Source organism: Stenotrophomonas sp. (assembly GCF_032099025.1).
Taxonomy (GTDB): domain Bacteria; phylum Pseudomonadota; class Gammaproteobacteria; order Xanthomonadales; family Xanthomonadaceae; genus Stenotrophomonas.
This window is the reverse complement of record NZ_DAMCID010000001.1, coordinates 83,872-108,080: the sequence shown is the minus strand read 5'-3', so window position 1 is coordinate 108,080 and position 24,209 is coordinate 83,872. Positions and strand designations below refer to the sequence as shown.

At 68.4% G+C, this 24,209-nt stretch carries 23 protein-coding genes; 9 read left to right on the top strand and 14 right to left on the bottom strand.

Annotated features, from left to right (window positions below):
• Positions 1–9: 9 nt before the first annotated feature.
• The 8 genes from RT456_RS00525 to RT456_RS00490 form a co-directional block, all read right to left on the bottom strand.
• Positions 10–627 (bottom strand): response regulator, encoded by a 618-nt coding sequence (locus tag RT456_RS00525; protein WP_313341033.1) that lies wholly within the window; start codon positions 625–627, stop codon positions 10–12.
• Positions 628–631: 4 nt separating this feature from the next.
• Positions 632–1,750, bottom strand: coding sequence for an ATP-binding protein (locus RT456_RS00520; protein ID WP_313341031.1), 1,119 nt, complete (start codon positions 1,748–1,750; stop codon positions 632–634).
• Between the two features lie 90 nt (positions 1,751–1,840).
• Positions 1,841–2,404, bottom strand: a complete 564-nt coding sequence (locus RT456_RS00515; RefSeq protein ID WP_313341028.1) for a hypothetical protein — start codon at positions 2,402–2,404, stop codon at positions 1,841–1,843.
• Between the two features lies 1 nt (position 2,405).
• Positions 2,406–3,230: a DUF2092 domain-containing protein gene (locus RT456_RS00510; RefSeq protein WP_313341025.1), complete on the bottom strand. Its 825-nt coding sequence runs from the start codon at positions 3,228–3,230 to the stop codon at positions 2,406–2,408.
• Positions 3,231–3,269: 39 nt separating this feature from the next.
• Entirely contained in the window at positions 3,270–4,253 is a 984-nt protein-coding gene (locus RT456_RS00505; RefSeq protein ID WP_313341022.1) for a transporter, read from the bottom strand.
• 39 nt (positions 4,254–4,292) lie between these two features.
• Positions 4,293–5,216, bottom strand: a complete 924-nt coding sequence (locus RT456_RS00500; RefSeq protein WP_313341020.1) for a formylglycine-generating enzyme family protein — start codon at positions 5,214–5,216, stop codon at positions 4,293–4,295.
• Between the two features lie 25 nt (positions 5,217–5,241).
• Positions 5,242–5,754, bottom strand: coding sequence for a DUF202 domain-containing protein (locus RT456_RS00495; protein ID WP_313341018.1), 513 nt, complete (start codon positions 5,752–5,754; stop codon positions 5,242–5,244).
• Complete coding sequence (locus tag RT456_RS00490) at positions 5,751–6,182, bottom strand: hypothetical protein (RefSeq protein WP_313341015.1); 432 nt, start codon at positions 6,180–6,182, stop codon at positions 5,751–5,753. Before RT456_RS00490 ends, RT456_RS00495 begins: the two co-directional genes overlap by 4 nt.
• Positions 6,183–6,364: 182 nt before the next feature.
• Here RT456_RS00490 and RT456_RS00485 point away from each other — a divergent pair, with 182 nt between their 5' ends.
• Positions 6,365–7,531, top strand: coding sequence for a hypothetical protein (locus tag RT456_RS00485; protein WP_313341012.1), 1,167 nt, complete (start codon positions 6,365–6,367; stop codon positions 7,529–7,531).
• Positions 7,532–7,548: 17 nt separating this feature from the next.
• Here the strand turns inward: RT456_RS00485 and RT456_RS00480 are convergent, their stop codons facing one another.
• The 3 genes from RT456_RS00480 to RT456_RS00470 form a co-directional block, all read right to left on the bottom strand.
• Positions 7,549–7,938, bottom strand: coding sequence for a response regulator transcription factor (locus tag RT456_RS00480; protein ID WP_313341009.1), 390 nt, complete (start codon positions 7,936–7,938; stop codon positions 7,549–7,551).
• Between the two features lie 120 nt (positions 7,939–8,058).
• Positions 8,059–8,706, bottom strand: a complete 648-nt coding sequence (locus tag RT456_RS00475; RefSeq protein WP_313341007.1) for a response regulator transcription factor — start codon at positions 8,704–8,706, stop codon at positions 8,059–8,061.
• A gap of 147 nt (positions 8,707–8,853) precedes the next feature.
• Entirely contained in the window at positions 8,854–9,825 is a 972-nt protein-coding gene (locus tag RT456_RS00470) for a helix-turn-helix domain-containing protein (protein ID WP_313341005.1), read from the bottom strand.
• A gap of 331 nt (positions 9,826–10,156) precedes the next feature.
• On the opposite strand from RT456_RS00470, the gene RT456_RS00465 reads away from it, so the two are divergent.
• From RT456_RS00465 to RT456_RS00455, 3 genes are all read left to right on the top strand, one after another.
• Positions 10,157–11,713, top strand: coding sequence for a sensor histidine kinase (locus tag RT456_RS00465; protein ID WP_313341001.1), 1,557 nt, complete (start codon positions 10,157–10,159; stop codon positions 11,711–11,713).
• An 89-nt stretch (positions 11,714–11,802) separates the two neighbouring features.
• Positions 11,803–12,666, top strand: a complete 864-nt coding sequence (locus tag RT456_RS00460; RefSeq protein ID WP_313340999.1) for a phosphatase PAP2 family protein — start codon at positions 11,803–11,805, stop codon at positions 12,664–12,666.
• A 107-nt stretch (positions 12,667–12,773) separates the two neighbouring features.
• Positions 12,774–13,181 carry an OsmC family protein gene (locus RT456_RS00455; protein ID WP_313340997.1) on the top strand — a complete coding sequence of 136 codons (408 nt, stop codon included), beginning with the start codon at positions 12,774–12,776 and terminating at the stop codon, positions 13,179–13,181.
• A gap of 349 nt (positions 13,182–13,530) precedes the next feature.
• Here the strand turns inward: RT456_RS00455 and RT456_RS00450 are convergent, their stop codons facing one another.
• The 3 genes from RT456_RS00450 to RT456_RS00440 all read right to left on the bottom strand — a co-directional run bounded on the left by RT456_RS00450 (position 13,531) and on the right by RT456_RS00440 (position 19,652).
• Complete coding sequence (locus tag RT456_RS00450) at positions 13,531–14,367, bottom strand: OmpA family protein (RefSeq protein ID WP_313340994.1); 837 nt, start codon at positions 14,365–14,367, stop codon at positions 13,531–13,533.
• 67 nt (positions 14,368–14,434) lie between these two features.
• The gene (locus RT456_RS00445) at positions 14,435–18,448 is read right to left on the bottom strand and encodes a YadA-like family protein (RefSeq protein ID WP_313340991.1); all 4,014 of its coding nucleotides are present in this window, start codon (positions 18,446–18,448) and stop codon (positions 14,435–14,437) included.
• A 214-nt stretch (positions 18,449–18,662) separates the two neighbouring features.
• Positions 18,663–19,652, bottom strand: a complete 990-nt coding sequence (locus tag RT456_RS00440; protein WP_313340988.1) for a helix-turn-helix domain-containing protein — start codon at positions 19,650–19,652, stop codon at positions 18,663–18,665.
• Positions 19,653–20,426: 774 nt separating this feature from the next.
• Here RT456_RS00440 and RT456_RS00435 point away from each other — a divergent pair.
• The 5 genes from RT456_RS00435 (at position 20,427) to RT456_RS00415 (ending at position 24,197) form a co-directional block, all read left to right on the top strand.
• The gene (locus RT456_RS00435; protein WP_313340985.1) at positions 20,427–20,627 is read left to right on the top strand and encodes a Flp family type IVb pilin; all 201 of its coding nucleotides are present in this window, start codon (positions 20,427–20,429) and stop codon (positions 20,625–20,627) included.
• A 125-nt stretch (positions 20,628–20,752) separates the two neighbouring features.
• Entirely contained in the window at positions 20,753–21,298 is a 546-nt protein-coding gene (locus RT456_RS00430; RefSeq protein WP_313340983.1) for an A24 family peptidase, read from the top strand.
• A complete protein-coding gene (locus tag RT456_RS00425; RefSeq protein WP_313340980.1) occupies positions 21,295–21,762 on the top strand; it encodes a pilus assembly protein in 468 nt (155 codons plus the stop codon). Before RT456_RS00430 ends, RT456_RS00425 begins: the two co-directional genes overlap by 4 nt.
• A 31-nt stretch (positions 21,763–21,793) precedes the next feature.
• The gene (gene cpaB, locus RT456_RS00420; protein ID WP_313340978.1) at positions 21,794–22,825 is read left to right on the top strand and encodes a Flp pilus assembly protein CpaB; all 1,032 of its coding nucleotides are present in this window, start codon (positions 21,794–21,796) and stop codon (positions 22,823–22,825) included.
• 19 nt (positions 22,826–22,844) lie between these two features.
• Entirely contained in the window at positions 22,845–24,197 is a 1,353-nt protein-coding gene (locus RT456_RS00415) for a type II and III secretion system protein family protein (protein ID WP_313340976.1), read from the top strand.
• The last annotated feature ends 12 nt before the right edge of the window (positions 24,198–24,209 follow it).

The following is a 24,209-nucleotide window of genomic DNA, read 5'->3' as shown; positions in this document are numbered from 1 at the left end:
CGTCCGTGCCTAGAAGGCGGCACACGCCACATGCGCGCGCTCTGCCTGCCGCACCAGCGCGGCCACCGAGCGCACCCCGAACTTCTGCATGATCCGGCTGCGGTGCACCTTGGCGGTCTTCAGCGAAATGCCCAGGTCGGCGGCGATCTGCTTGTTCAACCGACCGCCGATGATGTGTGGCAGCACCTGCCGCTCGCGCGGGGTCAGCGCGCTGTAGCACTGCGCGGCGAGGTGCTCGCCACTGCGACGCACGCGCGCATCCGCATCCACGTCGATGCCGTGCCGCACCGCGGCCAGCAGAACGGCGGCATCGACCGGCTTGGTCAGAAAGTCGAGCGCACCGGCGCGCATCGCGCTGGCGCAGCTGGGCACATCCGCGGTGGCGCTCACGAAGATCAGTGACGGCGGCTCACCGAAGGCAGCCAGCAGGCGCTGCACGGCCAACCCATCCATGCCCGGCATGTTCAGGTCGAGCACCACGCACCCCGCCAGCGTGGGGTCGTAGCGGGTGAGGAACTGCTCGGGGGAGGCACTCAGCGAGACGTCCAGCCCATCGGCCTTCAAGCAGCGTCCCAAGGCAGTCAGCACATCGGGATCATCGTCGACGACATGTACCAGTGCGTTCATGGCCTTACTCCAGAATGGGAAGTTCTACGCAGAACACCGCTCCACCGCCTGCCAGGTTGGCGGCGTGGATGCGCCCTCCATGCGCACGCAACAGGGTGCGGCAGATCGCCAGCCCCATGCCCATGCCATCGAGCTTGGTGGACTGGAACGGCAGGAAGATGGACTCCAGCCGCTCCGCGTGGATGCCGGGACCGGTATCGCACACCTCCACCCGGATCCAACCGGCGTCCGCGGCCTCGGTGCGCAGCGTGAGCACCCGCCTGGGCTGCCCCTCCATGGCATCGCAGGCGTTGAGGACCAGATTGAGCAGCACCTGCTGCAGCTGCACGGGGTCGCCCTGCACCCGGCTGATCGGCACCCCGAGGTCCAGGCGGTACTCCACGCCGCGATTGATCAGGTCATTGCGGATGATGCGGATGGAATCGTGCACCAGCTCATCGACGACCAGCGGTCCAAAGCTGCGGAACTCCCGGCGCAACAGGCTGCGCAGGCGGCTGATCACTTCCCCTGCGCGGCGATCATTCTCGACGATGTCCTCGAGTATCTCGCGGATGTCCGTGATCTCGCCCGGGTCGCGGCGCAGCAGCCGCAGCGCCGCCTGCGCATTGCTGAGGATGGCGGCCAGTGGCTGGTTGAGCTCATGGGCCAGCGAGCCGGAGATTTCGCCCACCAGGGTGACCCGAGACATATGCGCCATGCTTTCGCGCTCCGCGGCGACCTCGCGTTCCGCGTTGCGCATCTCCGCCAGGTCGTTCACCGCCAGCACGAAGTGGGGCCTGCCCTCCAGCGCCAAGGCGTGCACCAGCAGTTCGGCCGGAAACTCGTCGCCGCTGCGGCGTCGGGCCATGAGGTCGTTTCCCGCTGAACGCCGCGGCGACGACACCGGCACCGACGCGCGGCCCGTGCGGACCTCGCTGCTCGCGTCCGGCAACAGCTGCGTACACGCCAGCCCCGCCATGTCGTGCCGCTCGTAATCGAACAGCGACGCGGCGCGGTGGTTGGCATGGCGGATCGTCCCCTCCGGATCGACCAGCAGCAGCGCCATCGGCACGGCTTCGAAGACCGCGCACAGAAGTTGTACTGCGCGGCTGTCAGCGCCGTCGTCCTGATTCATTGCAGCCATGCAACTCCTCTCCCAGTCGCACCCCCCTCGAAACCAGTCGAGCCTGATGGCCCCGCCAGGGCCGCCGCCAACGCGCCCTCCGTTGTGCCGTCAACGCGGCGGATTGATCACCACATACTGCACCGTCGTACCGCTGTAGCGCGGCTCGTACCAGGTACTGCCACATTGCTGGTAGGCCATGCCATTGACCACGGTGGTGACGCAGCTGGGCGGCACCGAGTAGACGATCGACCCGATCACCGCCGAGGTGATCGCCACCCCGGCGGTGACCGCCGCAGCAGTGGCGAAGGGATGGTCGTCGTAGCGGTTCCAATGATCGTCGTGGTAGTCCACGTCGACATTGACATCGCGGTTCACGTTGCGGTTCACGTTGCGATCGACGGTGCGATTTCCATCGTGGTTGACGTTGCGGTTGATGTTGCCGCCGCCCTGCGGATGCTGCGCCGGGCGATGCTGCATCTCTCCGCCGCCATGGGGCCGTTGCGCCGGCCGGTTGACGCTGCTGTGCGCGCTGGCGCGGGCCGCCCCGGCGCCCCCGCCACCGCCGCGATGGCCGCGTTGGGCTCCTGCCGTCTCGATGCCAATGGACACCACCAGCAACAGGCAACCGGCACAGGCCAGCACTACGTTTCGAGCAATCGGCACGCTGCGCATGTCACTTCTCCTGGCCAGCATCGGGAACCACCACTGCCACCTCGGCCGGCACCAGTTTGATCCGCGCCGCATCGGCGGGCGGATCGAACTGGAAGGCCGTGGCCACTACCGGCGTGCGCGTGTCCCAGCGCAGGCGGGCGCGGTACTGGGGCTGGGCGGGATCGTCCAGCGAGTTGATGACCAGCTTGCGTGGCAACCCGCTGGCCGTGGAGATCCAGATCTGCCAGTCCACGTCATCCTGCTGGAAGGCGTACTGCTCGACGGCGTCGCCATCGATCTTGCCCCCGCCGATATGCAGTGCGCTGCGAATGGCATCCTGGGGCGCCTTGTCGGTACCCCACAGGAACATGTCCGCCAGCGGCATCTCGATGCCATAGCGGGTGGCGGCCGTTTCGACCAGTTCGCCCAGTGTCGAACTGAGGCCATCCACCTGCGCGTAATATTTCGTCCGTGGCGAGTAGACGGTGAGCGTCTTGCCGTCATAGATCAATTGCCGCAGCTGGCGGTCGCTGCTCAGCTCCAGGAACAGCTGGTTGGGCGTCTTGACCTTGTAGGTCACCACCCCGTCCAGTTCGACCTTCTGGCCATCCTCGAGCACCAGCTCGGTGCTGGCCTCGGAGGTGAGCTGGAACTGCTTGAGCGCGCGCAACGCCACCCCCATCCGATCAAGCGCGGCCAGTGCCTGTGGATCGCGGACAGCGGCGGCCGGACTGGCCGCCGACGGCGCGGCGGGCCTCGGCGTGGCCGCCGATGCCACGGAGCCGACGCCAAGCGCTGCGATCAGCAGCGAGGCGGCGCATCCAAGCGACGTTGCAGGGGTTGCCATGAGCATTTCTCCAGGCGGAAACGGCGGGAATACGGCAGGTCAGAAACCGGCGCTGATCGACAGGCTCCAGGGATCACCCTCGAAGCGGTTACGCACGCTGAACTCGCTGAGGTAGCGGAACGACACGTCCACGTGTTCGCCGCCGGACCACTTTTTGCCGTAGGTCAGCACCGGACCCAGGCCGAAGGAGCGTCCCTTGAAGCCATTGAGCCGGTCGGCGATGTCGCCGTCATCGTCCTGCACCTGCTGCAGCCAGCCGCCGGCGGCACCGAAGCCCCAGCCGCTGGCCGTGCGCTTCACGAGCAGGGCGTCGGTGCGCAGGACCAGGCCGTTCTTGTAGTCGGTATCGTCGTTGCGGCTGTACCAGTCCATGCCGCCCAGCACGCTGAACTCCAGCGTGCCCTTCTGGAACAGGTGGGTGTAACCGACCGCCGGCGACACGGTCCAGACGTTCAATCCCGGATTGGCCAGCTTGCCCGGGGTGTATTTGGCCGTGGGCGCGTACACGTACAGCCCGAACGAGACGTGCTGGACCGGATCGATGTGGTAGCCGGCGATCACGGGTGCGAAGTACACGTCGAACAGGTTGGACGCACTGTCCTGCACCCGCACCTGGTTGCCCAGCGGCCCCTGCAGGTTGGCGGTGACATCGGCGGTGATGTACGGCACCGTCAGCATCGAGCCGAAGTTCCACTTGCCGGCCTTGGTCGGCCAGACGTAGACCCCGGTCGCCGCGGTCAGGCTGACATCCGCCTCCAGGCCCAGCGATACCTGCCCGGCAATCGGCGCCGGTCGGCTGCCGCCGATCCTGCCGTCGTAGTGCACGTAGCTGAGCGACCACTGCATGCCCGGCTCGGGGGGAATGACGCCGACATACGAGGTGATCTGCATCCCGGTGATCGAGCGTCCCAACCCACCCTCCACCGCGTGCGCCGGCAGCGCCGCAACCAGCGCCAGTGCGCCCAGCAGCACCGAACACGCCAGCGTGGGACGGCGGTAGTGGCAGACAGTCGTTCGATGCATGGCAATCACCTCGCGCTGGGTTGTCATATCAGGTCCGTATCACCGCTCCACGCACCGGAAGCCGAGGTGGCAGGTGGAGGTGTCGATGGGCTGGGCCATGCGTGCCGCCGGGCGGTAGCGCCGGCAGTAGTTCGGCGCGCACAGGTGCGAACCGCCCTTCATCACCCGCCGCGGAACGGCGCTGCGGTCGCGTGGATCATGGCTGCGCTGGCGTTCGCCGCCGCGCGGGTTGTCCATCGCGCAGCATGGCTTGCCCTGTATCTGGTCGTGCTGCTGATACCAGTCGCTGGTCCATTCCCAGACATTGCCGATCATGTCGTACAGGCCATAGCCGTTGGGCGCGAAGCTGCCTACCGGCGACGTCCAGCGGTGGCCGTCCTCGTCCAGGTTGAGCCAGGGGAACTCGCCCTGCCAGGTATTGGCCTGGTGCCGGCCGCGCACCGTCAACGTTTCGCCCCAGGCGAACTCGCCGCTGTCATTGCCGCCGCGCGCGGCGAACTCCCATTCCGCCTCGGTCGGCAGGTCCTTGCCGATCCACGCGGCGTAGGCCTGCGCATCGGCGTAGTTGAGGTGCACCACCGGGTGATCATCCAGACCGTCCAGCCCGGTATGCGGGCCGCGCGGATGGCGCCAGTCGGCGCCGGCGATGTAGTGCCACCAGTTGTGCGTGTTGGACATGTCCACCGGATGCGACGGCTGCACGAACACCACCGACGACGGCACCAGCAACGACGGGTCCGCGCCCGGATAATCGCGCGGGTCGGCCGGCCGCTCGGCGGCGGTCAGGTAGCCGGTGGCACGGATGAAGCGCGAGAATTCGCGGTTGGTCACCGGGTACCGATCGATCCGGAACGGCCCTACCCGCACCTTGTGCGCCGGGCGCTCTTCCGGATAGTGGTCGTTGGAGCCCATCATGAAAAGGCCTCCCTGGATCTCGATCATCGTGTCGGCAACGGCACTCATGCAGTCCTCTCCGTGGAGGGCGCGCTCATCCGAACGGCGCCAGGTTGAAGGTCATCCCGGCAATCGCCAGCACCCCCAGCAGCCACAGCAGGCCCGCGGTGATCAGGGTGAGCGACACCGGATAGTGGCTTTCGCCGTGCACCAGCCCCTCATGGATCATCAGCTGGCGCTCGGCGCGCAGGCCCTGCATGTAGCGCAGGTGGTAAACGATGCCCAGCGTGAGCAGCACCAGTCCCAGCGCCACCAGGGCCACGCCGAAGTTGCGCGGCGCGTGCGGGCGCAGCGTGGAGCCAGGCACCTGCAGCATGTGGCCGAAGAACTGGAAGATGGTGAAGCCGAAGCCGATCAGCGACAGCGCCGTGCGGATGATCGACATCAGCGTGCGGTCTGCGCTCATGCGGGTGCGCTGGAACGACATGCCGGTGCGCCGCGACGACAGCTCCAGCGATGCCGCATCGGCGCCACCCAGTGTCTGCTGCGCCTCCTTCAGGGTGATGGCGCGTTCTGTCAGTGCCCGGGCCGGGTCTTTCTCGGTCATGGCTGGGTATCCTTGCCGGAGGAAGGGTGGCGGCGCAGCCATCGACCGGCCAGCCGGTTGAACGGCCCGCGCAGGATTACGTACGGTACGAAGCCCAGCACCACCGCGATCACGAAGGCCTCAAGCGGGTACTTGAAACCGCCGTACATGCGAACCTGGTAGATCACGTCCATCGCCACCCCGAGCAGCAGGATGCGCATGGTCGCCGTCACGCCCTCGCGCCAGGCACCCAGCCGCTGCTGCGCGTCGCTGTGCGCCATCAGCCAGGCATACGGCTGCTTGCCCGCGCGCGCGTCACGCACCCCGTCGATCAGCGCGGTGATCAGCGCCATCGTCGGTTGCAGGAAGAACCGGAACGTCATCGGCCCGTCGGCGCGATCGACCATGTCCGTCCAGAAGCGCGTCAGGAAATCGATGACCAGGAGCATTGCCGGATTCCATGCGACAGGATTCCAGCTTGGCGGCAGTGGCCCATGCGCACATCGGGATTGGTACTGCACCGGCATCAGTATTTTTACTGCGCCGGCGGCGCGGGCACGCGGCGGTATGCTCGGGGCGCGCGACTCACGCCACTGCGTGGTCGCACCCCCTCCCTGCGCGGCGCCACGGCATGACCCAGGACAACTACTCACTGATGCAGGGTGGACTGGTACACCGGCTGCTGCATGCCAGCGGCGCCCTGCACCGTACCCGGCGGCTGTCCTGGTGGCTGGCCGCCGTGCTGGTGGTCGTCAGTCTGCTGCCGATGCTGGTGCTGGCCCATGCCGGCGGCATGCTATGGCCCAGGCCGCCGGCGATGGCCCTGCTGGGCGACTACGCCACCCTGGCCCGCCTGCTGCTGGCATTGCCGTTGTTGATCCTCGCCGCTCCCCGCGCCGACGCTCTGCTGCGCAGCGCCCTGCGTCAGCTCGCGCAGGCCAGCCTGGTCCATCCGCGTCGCCAGCCACGCCTGCAGGCCCTGCTGCACCGCGTCCGCCGCTGCCGCGACAGCCGCTGGCCCGAACTGGTCTGCATCGCGCTCGCGTTCGCCCCCCTGTGCGTGGAGGGCGGCGCGGTCAGCCTGCTGCCGGGCGTGACCGACTGGCGCCTGCAGGGGGGCACGCTGACCCCGGCCGGCCAGTGGTATGCCTGGGTGGGCATGCCATTGTTCCGGCTGGTCGGCCTGCTGTGGTTGTGGCGCTTCGCGCTGTGGACGATGCTGCTGTTGCGCCTGCCCTCCGTTGGCCTGGCACTGCACGCCGAGCATCCCGACCGCAGCGGTGGGCTGGCATTCCTGGGCCTGGCCCAGGAGCGCTTCAGCATCCTTGCGGCCGCCGGCGGTCTGATCCTGGCGGGCGCCAGCCTCAACCACACCACCTACCTCGGACTGTCCCTGTACGACCAACGCCATCTGCTGGCCGGCTATGTGGTGGGCGTGACCCTGCTTTTGGTGGCCCCGCTGCTTCTGCTCACGCCGGCGCTGATCCGCACGCGTCGGCACGCGCTGTACCGCTTCGATGCGCTGGGCAACCGTGCCGCCAGCGTGTTCGATGCGCGATGGCGCGCCGCCAGCGACCTCACCGCCGGCGCCGAGTCACTGCTCGACCACAACGACGCCTCGGCCTATGCGGACTTCAGCGGCGTCTACCAGGGCGTCGTGGCAATGTCGGTGGTTCCGCTGACGCGCTGGAACCTGCTGTGGATCGCCCTCCCCGCCGCGTTGCCCCTGCTCCCGCTGGTGCTGCTGGCGATGTCGGTCGACGAGCTGGTGGCCAAGCTGGCCGGCATCCTGGTCTGAGCGCGGAAGGCGCGGCCTTACAGAGAGCGTGACACGAACGGCTCGCCGCGCAGCGCGGCCAGCACGGCCAGCGTCAGGTCATCGCCGGCATCGGACTTGAGCACGTAGCTGCACGGTCCCAGTGCCATGGCCTGCTCCACCATCTGCGGCTCGGCATGCACGGTGATGAACACCACGCCCAGCACGGGCCGGTGCAGCCGCAGGCGGCGCGCTGCCTCCAGCCCGTTGAGTTCGGGCATGGCGATATCGGTCACCACCACATCGGGCAACATGCTCTGCGCGGCCTTGACCAGCGACGCGCCATCCTGGACAAGTCCGATCACCTCGAACTGTTCCGAAAGCAGCCCACGAAGCTGACGCCCCATGGCAGAGCCGTCTTCGGCCAGCAGCACACGGACAGCATTCATGGTTCCCGCCAGGTCGACGCGTACCCTGATGGTGTGCCGCTCCGGCGCCGGTAACAAGGGAAAAACAACCGGACGCGGGCAAGTAAATCTACTTGCCCGGCGTCGAACGGCCCGTCCCTGTCAGTGGCGGATCAGCCCTTCCTGCTCGGCCTTGCGCACCAGTTCCAGCGTCCCATGCACACCCAGTTCCTGCATGATCGCGTACTTGTGCGATTCGATCGTGCGCACTGAAACACCGAGTTCGAACGCGATCTGCTTCGAACGCAGCCCGCGCGCCACGTATTCCAGGATGCGCAGCTGCTTGTCGGTCAGCATGTACTGACGCCTGCCCGCACTGGTAATGGCGTCTGCCGCCAACGAGGGCGTGACGTAGGTGTGGCCGCACATCACCCCGTTGAGCGCACGTACCAGCTCGTCGCCCGCGGCACTTTTGAGTACATAGCCGCGGGCACCGGCACGGATCGCCTCGGCGGCCATGCTCGACTCGTCGTGCATCGTCAGGAATACCACCGGCATCACGTAACCCTCCTCGCGCATCCGGCGCAGCGCCTGGATGCCACTCAGACCGGGCATGCTGATGTCGGCGACCACCACGTCGGGCGGGTCGCGCCGGACCGCCTCCACCAGTTCCTCGCCGGACGACACCAGTTCGATCGAATCGAACTGATCTTCCAGCAGATGCTCGATGCCCTGCGCCACCACCCGGTGGTCGTCGGCCAGCACTACCCTGCGATGTCGGCTCTCCGCCGTCGAATACGAAACCTGCATTTCGTCGTCTCCCGTGGCATCAATCGTCCCCTGATTGAGGTGCTCTGCAAGCCGGCCGCGCCGACTCTGCACAACGCATTCAACATGCGGGCAGATTGGTGATGGCGCCGTGATGTCGTACTACCTGTGACGGTTGCCCGCAACGGTTCAGGCACGCAGCGTATCGCGGGGACTTTCACCGAATACGTCCCGGTACATCACCGAGAACCGGCCCAGGTGGGCGAAGCCGAAGCGGGTGGCGATCTCGGTCACCCCCACCGCGCCCCGCGCGTGCAGCAACGCGCTGCGCGCCAGGTTGAGCCGCGCCATCTGGTGCCAATGGCAGGGGCCGTGTCCGTAGGCATCACGGAACAGCCGCTCCAGCTGCCGCTCACCGATTCCCAGCGTCGCCGACAGCGCCCGGCTGTCATACACGCTGTCCATCTGCGTCCGCAGGTACTCCTCGGCCTGCCGCACGATCGTGTCGCGGCGACGCTCGCTGCAACTGCTCTGCCCGCGCCGCTCGGGGCCGCCATCCGCCGCCGCCACCGCGTCGATGAACACCCCCAGCAGCAGGCGGGCCTGCGCGGCCAGCTGCCCGGGCGACACCAGCCCTTCCCAGTCCGCCGCCTCCTGCAGCACCTTGAACACCCCTTCGCGCAGGTTGCAGGCATCGCGTGGCGCGGCCGGTCGGCTGTACCAGCCCACCCGCGGCAGGCGCAGTTCACGGCCCAACCGGCCGGCCGCTTCCCGCTGCAGGACCTCGCGTGGAATCAACATCACCGCCCACTGCCATCCCCCCGGGCTGGGGCGCACGTTCAACTCGCTGTCCTCGGCGAACACCATCACCTGGCCGGCCTCGATCGAGCGCCCGTTGGCCCACATCGGCTGCGCGCTGGTGACCGCCAGTGCCAGCGCGATCATTCCCGGGCTGAAGCTGCCGCTGGCGAAGATCGGCAGCGTGTATGCACCGCTGTCCAGGCTGAACTCCGGGAACACCAGGCGTTGCACGCACGCGCGGAAGTGGCCGGCTGACAACAGCCGCTGCTCGAAACGGGTATCCCGTACCACCCCCAGCAATGCATCGGCATCGAAGCCATCGACCACGAAGCGGCTGTAGGGGGACATCGGTTCGTCCATCACCAACTCCTTCAGTGCGTCGGAATGTGGATAGCGCGTACCAGCTCAACCTGTTTACATCGGCGCGATTGTGCGGCCGGCGCGACGCGGGTACAAGCCGCCGCCGCAACGCTGGCCGCAGGACGTCTCACAATACGTTGCTCACCCGATAAGCCGTCCCACCCAAGCGGCGCGTTCGCCGTCGCTGACGATCCAGGCACCACCGGAGAGGTGATCAGTGCAGGCCAGCAGCCAGGTCAACCGCGGCGGTGTGATCGCCGCAGACAGTCCCAGCTCCCCCCGTCCTGCGCCACGCCCACGACGCTTCACATCGCCTCCACTCGACGTGCGCATGCTGTTAACGAATGTGCTGCCGTTGCTGTTTGGCTGCCTGCTTGGCCAGTGGCTGCCCACGGTTCCGCAACTGCCCCAGCTGCACCATCATCTGCTGTGGATTCCCGGCCCCTTGCTGCTGGGGTGGTTGCTGTTCACGCCGCGCGCGCAATGGCGTGGCTGCATTCTCGCGGCGTGCGCCGGCACGGTGTTGTCGTTGCTGCTGGTGCCCATGTCGGCGTTGCCGCGGCTGCTGGCCAGTGTGGGTGAGTTCGCCATGGTGGCCATGGTCGCCTGGCTGCTGGAGCGCTGGCGCGGCGAGCGCGCCGCGCTGGAAGACTATCGGGACCTGACCTTGTTCATGCTGCTGGCCTGTGTGCTGCTGCCGCTGTGCGGGGCGTGGTGGTACGCGCTGGCCTCCGGGGGACGCGCCGCCGCAGTGTCGCCGGTGGCCATGCGCGAAGTCGCCTTGAGCAGCAGCGTCAGTTACCTCCTGCTGGTGCCGATGCTGGTCAACGTGGCGCGCATTGTCGACGCACCGGAGCGACGGCATGGATGGCACTGGCGGACCGTGGGCATGGCTCTGCTGCTGTTCGGCCTTCTGGTCGTGCTGTGGACGGTCAACTGGGAGGATGGCGTGGTCACCCCGCTGCTCACCCTGGCCCCGATTCCGCTGCTGGTGTGGACCCTGATCGTGTTCGGCCCCGCCGGCGCGTCGATCGGCATGCTGGTGGTGGCATTGCTGGGCATTCAACTGGGCGTGCAGGGCATCGGCCCCTTCAGCTTCTGGGACGCACCGCGCAACCTGCTCACCGGCCAGGCGTGGACGCTGTGCACCGGCTTTGCCCTGTTGTTCCTCGGTGCCCTCTCCGACCAGAAGCTCTCCAACCGGCTCAAGCTGCAGCGCGCCTACCAGCGCCTGGGCGAAGTGACCGGTCGCATGCTGGTGGTACAGGAGGAGGAGCGCACGCGCATCGCGCGCGACCTGCACGACGACGTGAACCAGTCGCTGGCGGCGATCTCGATCCGCCTGAGTACCCTGCGCAACCAGATCCCAGCCGCCGAGCGTCCCAGCGTGGTGGAACTGCAGGACCAGCTGCTGGCGGTGTCGAACGACATCCGCTCGATCTCGCACGAACTGCACCCCAGCATCCTGCGCTTCACCGGCCTGGCCAGTGCGCTGGATGCGTTCTGCATCAAGCGCAATGCACGTGGACGCCTGCGCCTTCGGTGCAGCATCGAAGATCCGCCGCGCCTCGCTGACGACCAGGAACTGAGTCTGTTCCGCATCGTCCAGGAAGCACTGAACAACGTGGACAAGCATGCGCGCGCCAGCGTGGCCGACGTGCTGGTCTGCGTGCGCGGGCAGCACCTGCTGCTGCGCGTGGACGACGATGGGGTCGGCATGCCGGTGGGGCGCGGAACGCGCGCGCCCGGGCTGGGACTGATCAGCATGGAAGAGCGCGCGCGCCTGCTCGGCGGTACGCTGCAGGTGGGGACCAGCCCCTTGGGCGGCACCCGGATCGAGGTGCGTTTCCCGCTGCAGGATGCCGCGCGCCACGCCGCGTCCCAGTAGAACTACTGGCGGTGTCCACGTAGAAAGGCGGTTGTGCATGCCGCCTGCGGACGACAGATTGCAGGTGCGCATCCGCAACGGAGATCACCATGGCTGCTGTGTCGAACACGTCGTTGCTGGTCGTGGCGGCCCTGTTGGCCGGCTGTGCGTCCGGGCCGCTCAGCAGCCCGTCGCCGGCAGTGATCCCCACCGCCTTGCCGCCGTCGCCTGCACCCGTGCCGGAGCTGCGCCCGGGCGTGCCGGCCGGCTACCTGGGCCGTGCCCTGCCCGACAGCCTGGCGCTGTTGCCGCCGCCGCCCGCCAAGGGATCGCCCGGGTTCGCGCGTGACCAGGCGGTGAGCCGCGCATCGCAGAAGCTCAGGAACACCCCACGCTACGCGCTCGCCAGCCGCGATGCCGACCTGCGCTTCCCCCAGGTGGCCAGCACGTTCTCCTGTGCGCTCGGCGTGCCCATCAGCCAGCAGGACACGCCGCGGCTGTACCTGCTGCTGCAACGCAGCCTGGTCGATGCAGGGTTGGCCACGTATGCGGCCAAGGATCACTACAAGCGCACGCGGCCCTTCGTGTTCTACAAGGAAGCCACCTGCCTGCCGGCCGACGAGGCCGCGCTGCGCACCGATGGTTCGTATCCCTCCGGGCATACCGCCATCAGCTGGGCCTGGGCGCTGCTGCTCACCGAACTCAGCCCTGCCCAGGCCGACGCGTTGCTCGCGCGCGGCCGCGCCTTCGGCGAGAACCGGCTGATCTGCAACGCGCACTGGCAGAGCGATGTCCTGCAGGGCCGCGCCGTGGCCGCCGGCGCCGTGGCCACGCTGCACGCCAATGCCGACTTCACCGCCGACATGGCCGCCGCCCGTGCCGAGATCAACGCCCTGCGCGGCAGCGGGGTGGTGCCGCAGGACTGCGAGGCCGAGGCGACCGCGCTGAAAGTGACCCTTCCCGGCGTGGAATAGCCATCACGCACACCCGGGCAACGCTTCATCCCGTGTCCATTGGCTGTGCCGTGGTGGCGCGCGTGGCATGCTCGGCGTCCCATTCCGCTGGCGCAAGGGCGTTATCCATGGCACAGGTCCAGATTGTTTCCGAAGGCCCCAACTACCTGCACAGCATCCAGGCCGGCGCGCACCACGTGCAGGCCGATGAGCCGGCCACGCTGGGCGGCCAGGGCGCCGGCATGGCGCCGTTCGAGCTGTACCTGGCCGCGCTCTCGGCCTGCACCGCGATCACCCTGCGCATGTATGCCGAGAAGAAGGGCTGGGCACTGGGCGAGTTCCGAGCCGAACTGTCGTCCTCGCGCAGCGCGGCCGGCCGGTTGCAGGTACACCGCGTGCTGCATGCCACCGGACCGCTCAGCGATGCGCAGTGGCAGCGGTTGCTGGAGGTGGTCGAGAAGACCCCGGTCACCCTGGTGATGCGCGAAGGCGCGGAGATCACCAGCGAACGCGGCACGTCGATGCAGGCAGATTGACCGGGCTCGCCGCCGCGCACTGACGACGGGGGAGAGATCGCGTACCAGGCGACGAGCCAGGCCAAGGCCCTGCGCTGTCCGGCACGGGAGAGGGTCGTGTCGGCCAGGTGCCACGGGTGGAACCAGATGACCCGGCCCGCTGCCACCTCAGCGATGACGGGGGAGACATCCGCGGTCGGCAGCGGGCCGGGGCAAGACGTGGAACTGGATGACCCGGCCTGCCGCCACCTTAGCGATGACGGGGGAGACATCCCGCGGTCGGCAGCGGGCCGGGTCAAGCTGTGCCGATGCCACGGCACATTGGCGGGCATCGGACGGATCGGGTGCTGCGGTTGCTCGGCAGTACGGTTCAGCGAGGTCGTGCCACGCCGGACACTTCGACGCGTCGGTTCGGGGCCAGGCAGGCGATCACCACCTGCCGCGCGCCCTGCTCGCACTGCACCAGGGGCCGCGCCTTGCCGCGCCCTTCGGCGACGATCGCCGCTGCGGGCACGCCGCCCTGCACCAGCGCTTCGCGCACCGCGTCGGCGCGCCGCTGCGACAGGTCCAGGTTGTAGGCATCGTTGCCGATACGGTCGGTGTAACCGGCCACCTGGATGGTCTGCACCTGGCTGGCGTCGCGCACCTGCTGCAGCAATGCGTCCACGCTGCGCCGACCGGCGGGCGTCAACGAGGCACTGTCGAAACCGAACAACGCATCGGCCGACAAACGCACCGGCTCGGTCGGCATCGGCGCCGGGGCCGGTGCCGGCGGCGGCACCGGCGGCTGCAGCAGCGCAGCGCACGCCTGCGGCTTCCAGTACCCGGCCTGGGCGATGCCCTTGCTGTCGAAGTGCACCTGGAACTGGCAGGTGAAGTAGTCGCCATTGGGCGTGCTGCGGAAGTTGAACAGGTAGTTCCATTCGCGTACGCCCCACATGCCCTCACCGAAGTGCGGGGTGCCCAGCAGGGTGTACAGCTGGCGCTTGCTCATGCCGCGTGCGAACAGCCGCAGGTTGTCCAGGTCGACGAACATCCCTTCCTTCAACGAGGCGCGGGCGGGGGCGGGAAAGTCCGGTGTCTCGGCGGCGGCGGGCGCGGCGCGCTCTCCCCCTCCGCTGGCGCAGGCGCTGAACAGCAGTACGACCAGGCCCAGCGCCAGTGAGCGCAGCAAGGGGGCGGGATCGTGCGGACGTGGTGCGTTCATCGTGTTCCCCTGTGTACGGAACTGCACTGGAGTGAGCAGTGCCGGCGACCGCCGGCACCGCCTGCGCTCACCACTGGAAGCCGGCACCGACCGAAACGCCGCCTTCCCCGCGGCTGTTGGTGGAGCCACTCAGCTTGTAGATCATGCGACCGCCGTCGGAGACCCCGGAGATGCCGATCGCCACGCCCGATTCGCCGTTGTAGCTGCCGGCCGCAATCGCGGCCATGCTGCGTCCGGCCTCGTAGGGCTGTGGCAGGCCCGCTACCGCCATGGCCGCGGCAACGCCGGCCGATGCACGGTTGTCGGTGCGGCGCAGGTCGCGGTCGAACCCGCCCATGCGCTCGTCGGTGTACGCCTTGGACGCGTCCAGCGACTGGTTCATGCCGGCGCGCAGCTGGTCCACGTTGACCGCGTCGGTACCCGCCGTGCCGGCGGCCACGTTGTGCACCGTGGTGGGACCGGAGCCGGTGCCGCCCAGGGTGACGCTGTTGAAATTGGTCGCGCCGTTGACGGTGCTGTCGTAACGGAGGGTGCCCTGCTGCGAGGCCTGCAGCTGGCGCAGGTTGACCGCATCGGTGGCGGCGGTGCCGTCGCCGACGTCCGTGATCTGGCGCTCGGCACCGGCACTGCCCACCGACACCGTGTTGTCGCGGCTGGCTACCGAACCTGCCCCCAGTGCCACCGCATTGCGCGCGGTGGCGCTGGCACCATTGCCCAGTGCGGTACTGTTGGCGCCCGCCGCACTGGCACCGGCACCGCCGGCCACCGTGTTGGCTCCGCTCGCCGCAGGTGCCGCCAGGCCGTTGCTGTTGTTCACCTGGAACATGCCCGACGTGCCGTTGTTGATGGTGTTGATCTGCGTGTCGGTGTAGGCCTTGGACTGGTCGATGGCGTACGTCACGCCGTTCTGCAGCTGGCCGACGTTGACCGCGTCGTACTGCGCCGAGCCGTCGGCAACGTGGGTGACCTTGCGTTCGGCACCGGTGCTGCCCACCGACACCTCACCGGCCGAGTTGCTGGCACCGGCGGCGCCGTAGGCGCCGGTATAGCCGCTCTGCGCGCCCACGCTGGCCACCGCGCCACTGCCCAGCGCCACGCTGTTGTCCGCGCTGGCATCCGCGCCGTCACCGATGGCCGTGCTGCCTGCACCGCTGGCGCTGGCGACCGGGCCGATGGCGATGCTGTCCGCACCGGTGGCACTGGCGGCCCCCTTCGTCGAGTTGATCTGCACGAACGGACTGGGCGAACCCGGCTGCGCCTGGGTGATGCGGGTGTTGAGGCTGTTGAGGGAACTGTTGACCGCATCGAACGCACCGGTGACGTCGCCGTAGGCGGTCGTGGTGGCCGCACCGGTCGGCGTGAAGGCGGAGATGTTGAACGTCGGCGCCGTCCACAGGCCCGTGGCGGCGTCATAGGCCGTGGTGCCGCCCAGGTAGGTCACCAGCGCTTCGTTGGTATCCAGCAGCTGCGCCATGTTCACCGCATCGGTGGCTTCGGTGCCGGCCGCCACATTCACCACCTGGCGTTCGCTGCCCAGCGCACCGACCGACACGGTGCGGCTGCGCATGGCCATCGCCCCGGCGCCCACGGCGATCGCGTCGTCCGCCACCGCCGTGGCACCTTCGCCGACCGCGATGCTGTCCACGCCGTTCGCCGCGGCGTCGCCGCCGGTCGAATTGACTTTCAGATACCGGGTGCTGACACCCGTGCTCATGTTGTTGATCTGGGTATTGAGATTGACCAGCGAACCATCCACCGCAGCGAAGGCATCGCTGGCGTTGTCATACACGCCCTGGGCGACCGCGCCACCCGTGGAGATCGTGCTGATCTGGAAGCTCGGCGCGGTCCAGGTGCCGGTGGCCGGATCGAAGGCGGTCAGGCCACCGAAGTAGTTGGCCACCGCCGTGTTGGTGGCGGACAGCTGGCTGCCGTTGACGGCGTCGGTACTGCCCGCCGCAACCGCACCGTTGGCCAGGTTGCTGACCGTGGTTGGGCCGCCGCCGTTGCCCAGCGTCACCCGCGCGTAGTCCGGCTGGCCGGTGCCGTCATCGTCGTAGGACACGGCGAAGATGTCGGCCGCGTTGACCTGCGAGATCGCCCCCTGCAGCTGCGCCACGTTCACTGCGTCGGTGGCTGCGCTGCCGGCGGCCACATGGCTGATCTGACGCTCGCTGCCGGCCACGCCCACCGACACCTCACCGGCCGAGACCTGCGCGGCCGTCATGCCGTAGGCGGCATAGCTGGCCTGCGCGCCGCGGGTGGCGGCGCTGCGGTAGCCCAGCGCCACGCTGTTGGCCTGGTTGGACGTGGCTTCAGCGCCCAGCAGCACCTGCCCGTTGGCGGTGCCGGTGGCGCTGTCGCCCACCACCACCGAATGCCCCATGCGTGCCGCGTAATCGGCGGTGGGGACGCCGGTGGGGTCGGTCGGATCATTCTCACCCGCGCCGGGGAACGCCACGTTGGCATCAACCAGCGGCAGTTGATGGCGCGCGTTCGCGCCGATCACTACCTCGCGCGATCCATTGGCGTAGGCGCCGTCGCCCATCAGCACCTGGTAGTCCTGCGCAGCGTTGACCGCCCAGCAGTCGATGCTCACCACCCCCAGAACGTCGAGGCAGGAGTTGGACCACGCCGGCGAGCCATCCGGCAGCACCAGGCCCAGCAGGCCATTCGGGTTGCCGTTGTTGATGTTGTAGATGTAGCTGTCGGAGGTGACCCCGCCGATCAGCGTCAGGTGCGAGCTGCCGCCGGTGGTGGCGCCGCCCAGCCCGTCCAGCAGCGTGCCGACCGGGGTCAGGTTGACCAGCGGCACACCCAGCACGTTGGTCACCGAATAGGTCTGCATCACGTTGGCGCTGCTGACCGCCAGGTTGCCGTTGCGCACATAGCCGTCACCGCCCAGCAGCCCCTGCGCGGTCGGACCGACCAGGGTGCTCAGCGACCCGGTGAGCCCACCGGTGCCGATGATCAGTCCGGCGCCGGGGTCCGCCACGGCCGGTGCTTTCGGGCTGCCCGGCGGCAGCGCGGTCGACACGGGGCCGCCCGGGGTGCCACCCAGCGCAGTGCCAACGTTGTCCACCACAGTGCCCAGGTTGCCTACCGTGGCACCCAGCCCGCTGCCCAGGTCGCCGAGCAGGCCCACGGTGCTGCCCACGGTGCCCAACGTGCTGCCGACGCTGCCCAGCAGGTCGCCGACACCGCCGAGTACGCCGCCCAACGGTCCCTGCCGCGAGGTATCCAGGGCGTTGGCCTGGACGCTGACATCGGCCTCCACCATTTTCTGGTTGCGGTCGGCCGCCTCCACCTGCACGGCCACCCCTTCAAGCCCGGCATTGCCCGCCGCGCCGACGCTCACGGAGGCCCGGAGCGCGTCATCGACACCGTCGCCGGTGTTCTCTTCCTTGCCGACCGCAATCGCAGCATCCAGCACCGCATGCGCGTTCGCATCGGTGCCGGTCGTCGCAACGTGGACGTCAACAGAAGCTGCCGGCACCACGGCGGCGGCCGTCGGCAACGCGGTCTCCAGCGTTGCCTGCAGTCGCGGCACCATGCTCGGCAGCGCGGTCTGCACAGCGACCTGCGCGCTGGCAACAGGCGTACCCTGCGCGGCGACCTGCACCTCCAGACCCGTGCCGGCCAGCGTACCGGTCAAGCGCGACGGCAGCGCCACCTGCGTCGGCAGTGCGGACTGCGGGGTGGTCGCAATGTTCACGTGGACCGCAGGCACGTTCGCCGCCGCCGTTCCCGGCCGGATCTGCGCGCCGGCATCGGACGCCAGCTGCGGTCCGCCCTGCGCCGTGTTCAGTACCGTGGCCAGTGCCACGTTGGCGTCCACCTGCACCGGCAACGGCGCGTATTTGTTGGTCAAGGCTTCCAGGTCCGTCAGGGTCTGGTTCTGCGCCGCAAGCGCGGACCCGCTGCCCAGCGCGAACGCCAGGCCGATGGACAACACCGACAACGGCACCTTCAGGTGCACCACGACCGGACCCGCCGCGAGGCTGCCACGGGCCGTGGCGACTTCCGAGACGACCACCAGGGCATTCAGCCGGTGGCTCCAGACCAGTCGAAAGATGCGGTTCATCAGATGTTCCCCCGTGAACGTACGTTGTGGACTGCGAGTCCCATGCCCGTGGGCTGGTGGTCTCATTACAGTCGCGGCGACGCCACGCGGGCACTTCATTCCGGCAGCACGAACGTGCGTTCCGGCAAGACGACGGGGAAAACCGGCAGCGGCATGGACAATTCCGGCAGATTGCCGGAAAGGTGCATGCATCAGAGGGCGCCGCAGCGGGGACTCAGGCCGGACTGCTGATCGAGGCAGGCGCACGCATCAGCGTGTCGCGTGGCAGTTCGCCGAACACGCGGCGATAGTTGTCGGCAAAGCGCGACAGGTCCCACAGGCCGCAGCTGAGGGCGACCGCCTTGACCGATTTACGGTTGGCATCGGCCATGGACAGCCCGCGACACGCCGCACACAGGCGCAGCATGGACAGGTAGCGATTGGGCGACGTACCGAACAGATCCTCGAACGCGTAGCGCAGGGCACGCTCACTCACCCCGGCAGCATCACAGATCTCATGCATGTAGATGTAGCGGCGCAGGTTCTGTCGCATGAAGTTTTCGGCACGCTGCGCGATCAGGTAGTGCGCCCGGCGCGCACGCGTGCTCCCCGGGCGCTCCTGGCCGTCGGCCGCCAGCAGCGCCTGCACATGGTCATGCAGCAGCGACTCGACGGCATCGGCCGGCACCCCGTCACCGGCGGCATCCAGCCACGTCGGCAGCTGCGCATAGCGTTGCGCGAGACGCGAGGTTCCAGCGCCCGCATCGGCCTGGAACAACGACAGCGCCTGGCCCGAAGGCAGGCTGCTGCGCAGGCTCAGTTCGGCCAGCTTGCGCTGCACCCGGCGCATCGGCGTCAGCATCAGACTGAGCCGGGTGCCGGCGCTGAAGGCAAATTCGCTGATGCCTTCCGGCAGCACCGTCAACGCCATGCCGGCACTCAGGGTCACCCCGTGGCACCAGCTGTGCGTCTCGTCGGTGGCATGCACGAAGCCCAGCAGGCACCAGTCCTGCGGCAGCATGAAACGCCCGCGGAACTGGAAGCCGCAGGTCGCCGTGCAGAACAGTGATTCATCATGAACCTGCGACTGGAGCAACGCGCGCGGACCATTACCGTCCAGCAGCACCAGTTCCAGTTCGCAGACGCGCAGCACACCACCCAGCGTTGCAAGGTCGAATGACCTCAGCGCCGTTTCTCCTCCGCCATCCACCACACCATCTACCATGACAGTGATGCTCCCGGTTGGCCTGCATCCCCCTTGCGCGTTAATCACTGCGCGGGGCCACGTTCTTGTAATGCGCGTGCGCTTTCAATACCCCGGCGTATCGCCATAACTGCGGAAAAGTAAATACCCTCTCCTGCTCCGGCGACCTATCCACAATCCGACATCCGGGATTTCGCGCAGTATGCATCAACTCCAATGGTGCCAGGCAAGCCATTTGCGACAAATCGCTAACCGACTGAACTGTTTCTATTTTTGGCTAACAACGCATAGGTTTGCGTCAAGAAAGCGTCGTCACATCGCCCTCACCAAATAAATACGCCACCTTCATCGAATTATCTTTACATCGGAGCCACGCCACCTGATATTGGCGCCGGGGGAATCGGCCAGGTAATTAAAGTTGAATACCAACCTGCCGATTTTGTGCATTACCCGCCGACGTGCGGGATGAGGATTATCAAACGCGGTCCTGGCAGCTCCATGGCGGACACCAGGCGGGATAACAGGGGGAATGCAATGGACATGCTGGATACATCACAACGGCTTCTCTGCCGCATTCTGCGAAAGCGGTCACATATTGCCCGCCGCAGGATGCCGCCTGCGCCCTGTTGACCGGATTGTGTCCGGCGGGCCGATGCCTGCCCGGACCTGCGGCCGTCGCTGGCCGCACCCCTGTGCAGGGAGCGCACAGGTGAACCCGTGGCCCCCGGTGGAACCGGACCGCGCCATCCCATGCAGGCACCACGTTGTATTGACTGGAACAGGGAGAAGACCGTCATGAACACCTCCATCCGCAGCTTCATCGCAGAAGAAGATGGCGTCACCGCACTCGAGTACGGGCTGCTGGCCGCCGTGATCGCCGGCGTGCTGGTACTGGCCGGCAAGGAAGGCCTCACGGACATGTTCACCACACTGTTCACCAAGCTCAAGGAGCTGGTCAGCACGTCCATCGGCGGGGCGGGTACGTCCACCACCTGATCCCCTGGCGCCTGGCGCCAGGCCATCTGGATGCAGCTGCCCGCAGGCAATCGCCTGCGGCAACGGCGTCGTTTGGCCTGGCGGCCCGGAATGGATTCGTCGTTCGGTTCTGGAGGGCGTACCGGATGTCCCTGTTGCCGCTGTTGGCCATGTTGTTGAGCCTGCGGATCGCGATCAGCGATCTGTATGCGCGGCGCGTGCCCAACGCCTGGCTGGCGGTGGCCGCGTCGGCCGCGCTGGCGTGGCTGCTGGGCAGTCGCATTGCAGGTGCCGACGACGCGCTGTTGCCGCATGTCGGCGGCGCGGTGCTGGGCCTGGCGGCCCTGCTTCCGTTCTATGTGGTGGGCTGGATGGGCGCAGGCGACGTCAAGTATTTCGCCGTGCTCGGCTTGCTGCTGGGCTGGCAGGCGCTGCTGCCCCTGTGGCTGCTGAGCAGCCTGCTTGCCGGTGCCCATGTGCTGGGCCTGGTACTGACGCGGCAACTGGCCGCTGCGCTGCCGCTGCGGCTGCAGCTGCTGCGCGAGCGCGCCGTGCAGCACTGGCAGCGCCGCCCGGTCGCGCGTGATATCCGCGGTGCGCGCCAGGGCCGGGTCGGCATTCCCTATGCGGCCTACCTGGCGTTCGCCACGGTGGCCCTGGTGCTGTGGCACCTGCACGGAGAGGCATCATGAAACGCCCCACCCACGCGCGCGGCGCGGCCACCATCGAGTTTGCGTTCATGCTCATCTTCGGCCTGGTGCCGTTGCTGATGCTGACCTATACCGGCGTGATGATCATGGCGGTGCAGCAGACCTTGTCGCTGGCGTCCGCCGAAGGCGCGCGCGCGTCGCTGCGCTACGCCACGCCGCCCGAGCGCCGGGTGGCCGCCTGCCAGGCGGCGAAACGCTCCATGCAATGGCTGCTCACCTACGCCGGCCAGAACCCGGATTGCAGCGCGGCGGGCGCGCCACCCATCGTCGTCTCCGCGCCCAGCCCCTGCAGTGGCCTCGCCACGGCGCAATGCATGCAGATCTCGGTCAGCTATGACTATCGCGCCAAACCTTTCCTGCCCGGTACCGGCCGCGTCTATGGCTGGGTGATCACCGAGCCGATCCGCAGCACCGCCGTGGCCCAGCTCGACCTCGGCACACCGTGATGTTCCGCGCTCTTTTCCTGGAGACCGTCGCATGCTCAAACTGACCCGCATCGCCGCCGTTGCGTTGATCGCACTGGCCCTGGTGCTGGCCCTGGTCGCCGTGGCGGTCAGCCGGCGCGCGCCGCAGACGGCGGCGGCGCCCCTGCCCCAGGTGGCCGGTCAGCCGCGCCAGTGGCCGGTGGTGGAAGCGGCCGCGCTGCTGCCCGCCGGCCGTCCCATCGCCGTCACCGACCTGCGCATCGGCGCGGCAGCGCAGGCCCCGGTGGGCGGCTACACCACGCTCGCCGAGGCGACCGGCGCGGTGCCGGTGCGCGATATCGCGGCGGGCACCGCGCTGGAGAGTGGGCTGATGGCGCAGGGCTATTCGCTGCGGCTCAATCCCGGCGAGCGCGCGCTCGCGGTGCCGGTCGATGAGCTCGTGGCCGCCGGCAACCGCATCCTGCCCGGCGACTATGTCGATGTGTTCCTCAACCTGCGTGCACCCAGTGGCATGAACACCGACGGCCAGGCGCAGGCCCGCCTGCTGCTGTCGCGCCTGCGGGTGCTGAGCTACGGCGCGGCCGACACCGCGCCCGGCCAGGCGGCAGCGCGGCAACCGGCCGACGGCGACCGCGACAGCCGCGCCGAAGACATCCAGGGCGGCACGTCCTCCTCAAGCACCGGCAACACCCCCCAGGCGCCGGTGCGCAGCGCCGTGCTCGCGGTGCCGGTGGCCGACGCCAACCGCCTGCTGCTCGGCGCGCAGCAGGGCAAGCTGTTCCTGGCGCTGCGCAACCCGGCCGACGTCGGTCTGCCCGACCAGGCGCTGTTCGCGGCCGCACCCGCCGTGCTGAGCCCGCGCCGCGAGCTCACTCCCGAGCAGCGCCTGACCCTGGCATCGCCGGAGAACGATGCGTTCGCCGGCATCGACGCCGACGCGCTGGCCGGGCGCAGGGGCAGCCGCGTCCCCGCGCCGGCCGCCACGCCCGCCTTCGCGCCCACAGTACGACGTACGGCACCGCGGCTGGATCGCGGCGTCGAGATCATCCGCGGCGATGTTTCCTCCCACAGCGGCTCGCGCTGAGCCTTCGCAGAGAGCTTCCATGACGTCACGGCCTGCACCCCTGCACTGCCCTTCCCGCTGGCGCCCGCGCCTGGCCCTGCTGCTGGCGTGGGCGCTCTGCCCGACGCTGGCGGTCGCCGCGCCCGACCTGGTGCTGCAGACGCGCGAGCAGCGACCGTGGACACTGCCGGCCGACCTGGAGCGGGTCGCCATCGCCGACCCGGGCGTGGCCGACCTGGTGATGCTGCGCGAACCGCGCCAGGCGCTGCTGGTGGGCAAGCGTGCCGGCACCACCACGCTGCTGCTGTGGCGCCGCCAGCAGAGCGAGCCGCAACGGCTGCAGGTCGACGTGCGCAGCGCGGTCCAGGGCGCGCTGCCATCGCCGGACGACCTGCAGCTCACCGTGCAGGACCAGCAGGGCCTGCTGCAGGGCAGCGCCCCCAGCCTGCTGGCGCACGAGGACAGCCGCAAGGCCGCACAGTCCACGCTGGGGCGCGAGGGCCAGCTCGCCGACGTCTCCACCGTGGCCAGCGGCGGCGTGGTGCAGGTGGAAGTGAAGGTGGTCGAGTTCAACAAGACCGTGCTGCGCCAGATCGGCATGAGTTTCGCCAACCGCAACAACGGATTCTTCTACGGCATCACCCGACCCGGCGGCACCCTGCCCGGCGTGGATACGTCCGGCGATGGCGGTGGCGACCCGGGCGTGGTCACCAACCCGCTGTCCTCCGCGTTCGGCCTGGTGTTCAAATCGCTCACCCACGGCTGGGATGCCAACATCGACCTGCTGCAGAGCAACGGCATGGCCCGCGTGCTGGCCGAGCCGACGCTGGTGGCGCTGTCCGGGCAGAGTGCCAGCTTCCTGGCCGGCGGCGAGCTGCCCATCCTCGAACCGCAGGGGCTGGGCACCACCACCGTGACCTTCAAGCCGTTCGGCATCGGCCTCACCGTGACCCCGACCGTGCTCGGCACGGGCCGTATCGCACTTAAGGTCGCGCCGGAAGCCAGCGACCTGAACTATGCCTCCGGCATCGCCTACAACGGTGTGCAGATTCCCTCGATCACCACGCGCCGCGCCGACACCACGGTGGAACTGGGCGACGGGGAGACGTTCGTGATCGGCGGGCTGGTCAGCAACACGGTCAGCTCCAACGTGGACAAGATTCCATTGCTGGGAGACCTGCCGATCATCGGCTCGTTCTTCCGCAACCTGAACTACAAGAAGGAGGAAAAGGAACTGGTGATCATCGTGACCCCGCGCCTGGTGCAGCCACTGGCCAAGGGCACCACCGTGCCATTGCCCGGTGACCGCGAGGCGCGCCCGAACCTGCCGGTATGGGGCGCCTGGCTGCTCAGCCCGGCGTCTTCCGACCAGCTCCCCGGCTTCTCGCGCTGATCCGCATGCAAG

Bases quoted from the DNA above. Each gene is read 5' to 3' on its own strand.
- RT456_RS00525 (WP_313341033.1), bottom strand. From the start codon at position 627: ATGAACGCACTGGTACATGTCGTCGACGATGATCCCGATGTGCTGACT.
- RT456_RS00480 (WP_313341009.1), bottom strand. From the start codon at position 7,938: ATGAATGCTGTCCGTGTGCTGCTGGCCGAAGACGGCTCTGCCATGGGG.
- RT456_RS00430 (WP_313340983.1), top strand. From the start codon at position 20,753: ATGTCCCTGTTGCCGCTGTTGGCCATGTTGTTGAGCCTGCGGATCGCG.
- RT456_RS00475 (WP_313341007.1), bottom strand. From the start codon at position 8,706: ATGCAGGTTTCGTATTCGACGGCGGAGAGCCGACATCGCAGGGTAGTG.
- RT456_RS00515 (WP_313341028.1), bottom strand. From the start codon at position 2,404: ATGCGCAGCGTGCCGATTGCTCGAAACGTAGTGCTGGCCTGTGCCGGT.
- RT456_RS00495 (WP_313341018.1), bottom strand. From the start codon at position 5,754: ATGACCGAGAAAGACCCGGCCCGGGCACTGACAGAACGCGCCATCACC.
- RT456_RS00510 (WP_313341025.1), bottom strand. From the start codon at position 3,230: ATGGCAACCCCTGCAACGTCGCTTGGATGCGCCGCCTCGCTGCTGATC.
- RT456_RS00415 (WP_313340976.1), top strand. From the start codon at position 22,845: ATGACGTCACGGCCTGCACCCCTGCACTGCCCTTCCCGCTGGCGCCCG.
- RT456_RS00465 (WP_313341001.1), top strand. From the start codon at position 10,157: ATGCTGTTAACGAATGTGCTGCCGTTGCTGTTTGGCTGCCTGCTTGGC.
- RT456_RS00500 (WP_313341020.1), bottom strand. From the start codon at position 5,216: ATGAGTGCCGTTGCCGACACGATGATCGAGATCCAGGGAGGCCTTTTC.
- RT456_RS00450 (WP_313340994.1), bottom strand. From the start codon at position 14,367: ATGAACGCACCACGTCCGCACGATCCCGCCCCCTTGCTGCGCTCACTG.
- RT456_RS00490 (WP_313341015.1), bottom strand. From the start codon at position 6,182: ATGCTCCTGGTCATCGATTTCCTGACGCGCTTCTGGACGGACATGGTC.
- RT456_RS00505 (WP_313341022.1), bottom strand. From the start codon at position 4,253: ATGCATCGAACGACTGTCTGCCACTACCGCCGTCCCACGCTGGCGTGT.
- RT456_RS00520 (WP_313341031.1), bottom strand. From the start codon at position 1,750: ATGGCTGCAATGAATCAGGACGACGGCGCTGACAGCCGCGCAGTACAA.
- RT456_RS00425 (WP_313340980.1), top strand. From the start codon at position 21,295: ATGAAACGCCCCACCCACGCGCGCGGCGCGGCCACCATCGAGTTTGCG.
- cpaB (WP_313340978.1), top strand. From the start codon at position 21,794: ATGCTCAAACTGACCCGCATCGCCGCCGTTGCGTTGATCGCACTGGCC.
- RT456_RS00445 (WP_313340991.1), bottom strand. From the start codon at position 18,448: ATGAACCGCATCTTTCGACTGGTCTGGAGCCACCGGCTGAATGCCCTG.
- RT456_RS00440 (WP_313340988.1), bottom strand. From the start codon at position 19,652: ATGGTAGATGGTGTGGTGGATGGCGGAGGAGAAACGGCGCTGAGGTCA.
- RT456_RS00485 (WP_313341012.1), top strand. From the start codon at position 6,365: ATGACCCAGGACAACTACTCACTGATGCAGGGTGGACTGGTACACCGG.
- RT456_RS00435 (WP_313340985.1), top strand. From the start codon at position 20,427: ATGAACACCTCCATCCGCAGCTTCATCGCAGAAGAAGATGGCGTCACC.
- RT456_RS00460 (WP_313340999.1), top strand. From the start codon at position 11,803: ATGGCTGCTGTGTCGAACACGTCGTTGCTGGTCGTGGCGGCCCTGTTG.
- RT456_RS00455 (WP_313340997.1), top strand. From the start codon at position 12,774: ATGGCACAGGTCCAGATTGTTTCCGAAGGCCCCAACTACCTGCACAGC.
- RT456_RS00470 (WP_313341005.1), bottom strand. From the start codon at position 9,825: ATGGACGAACCGATGTCCCCCTACAGCCGCTTCGTGGTCGATGGCTTC.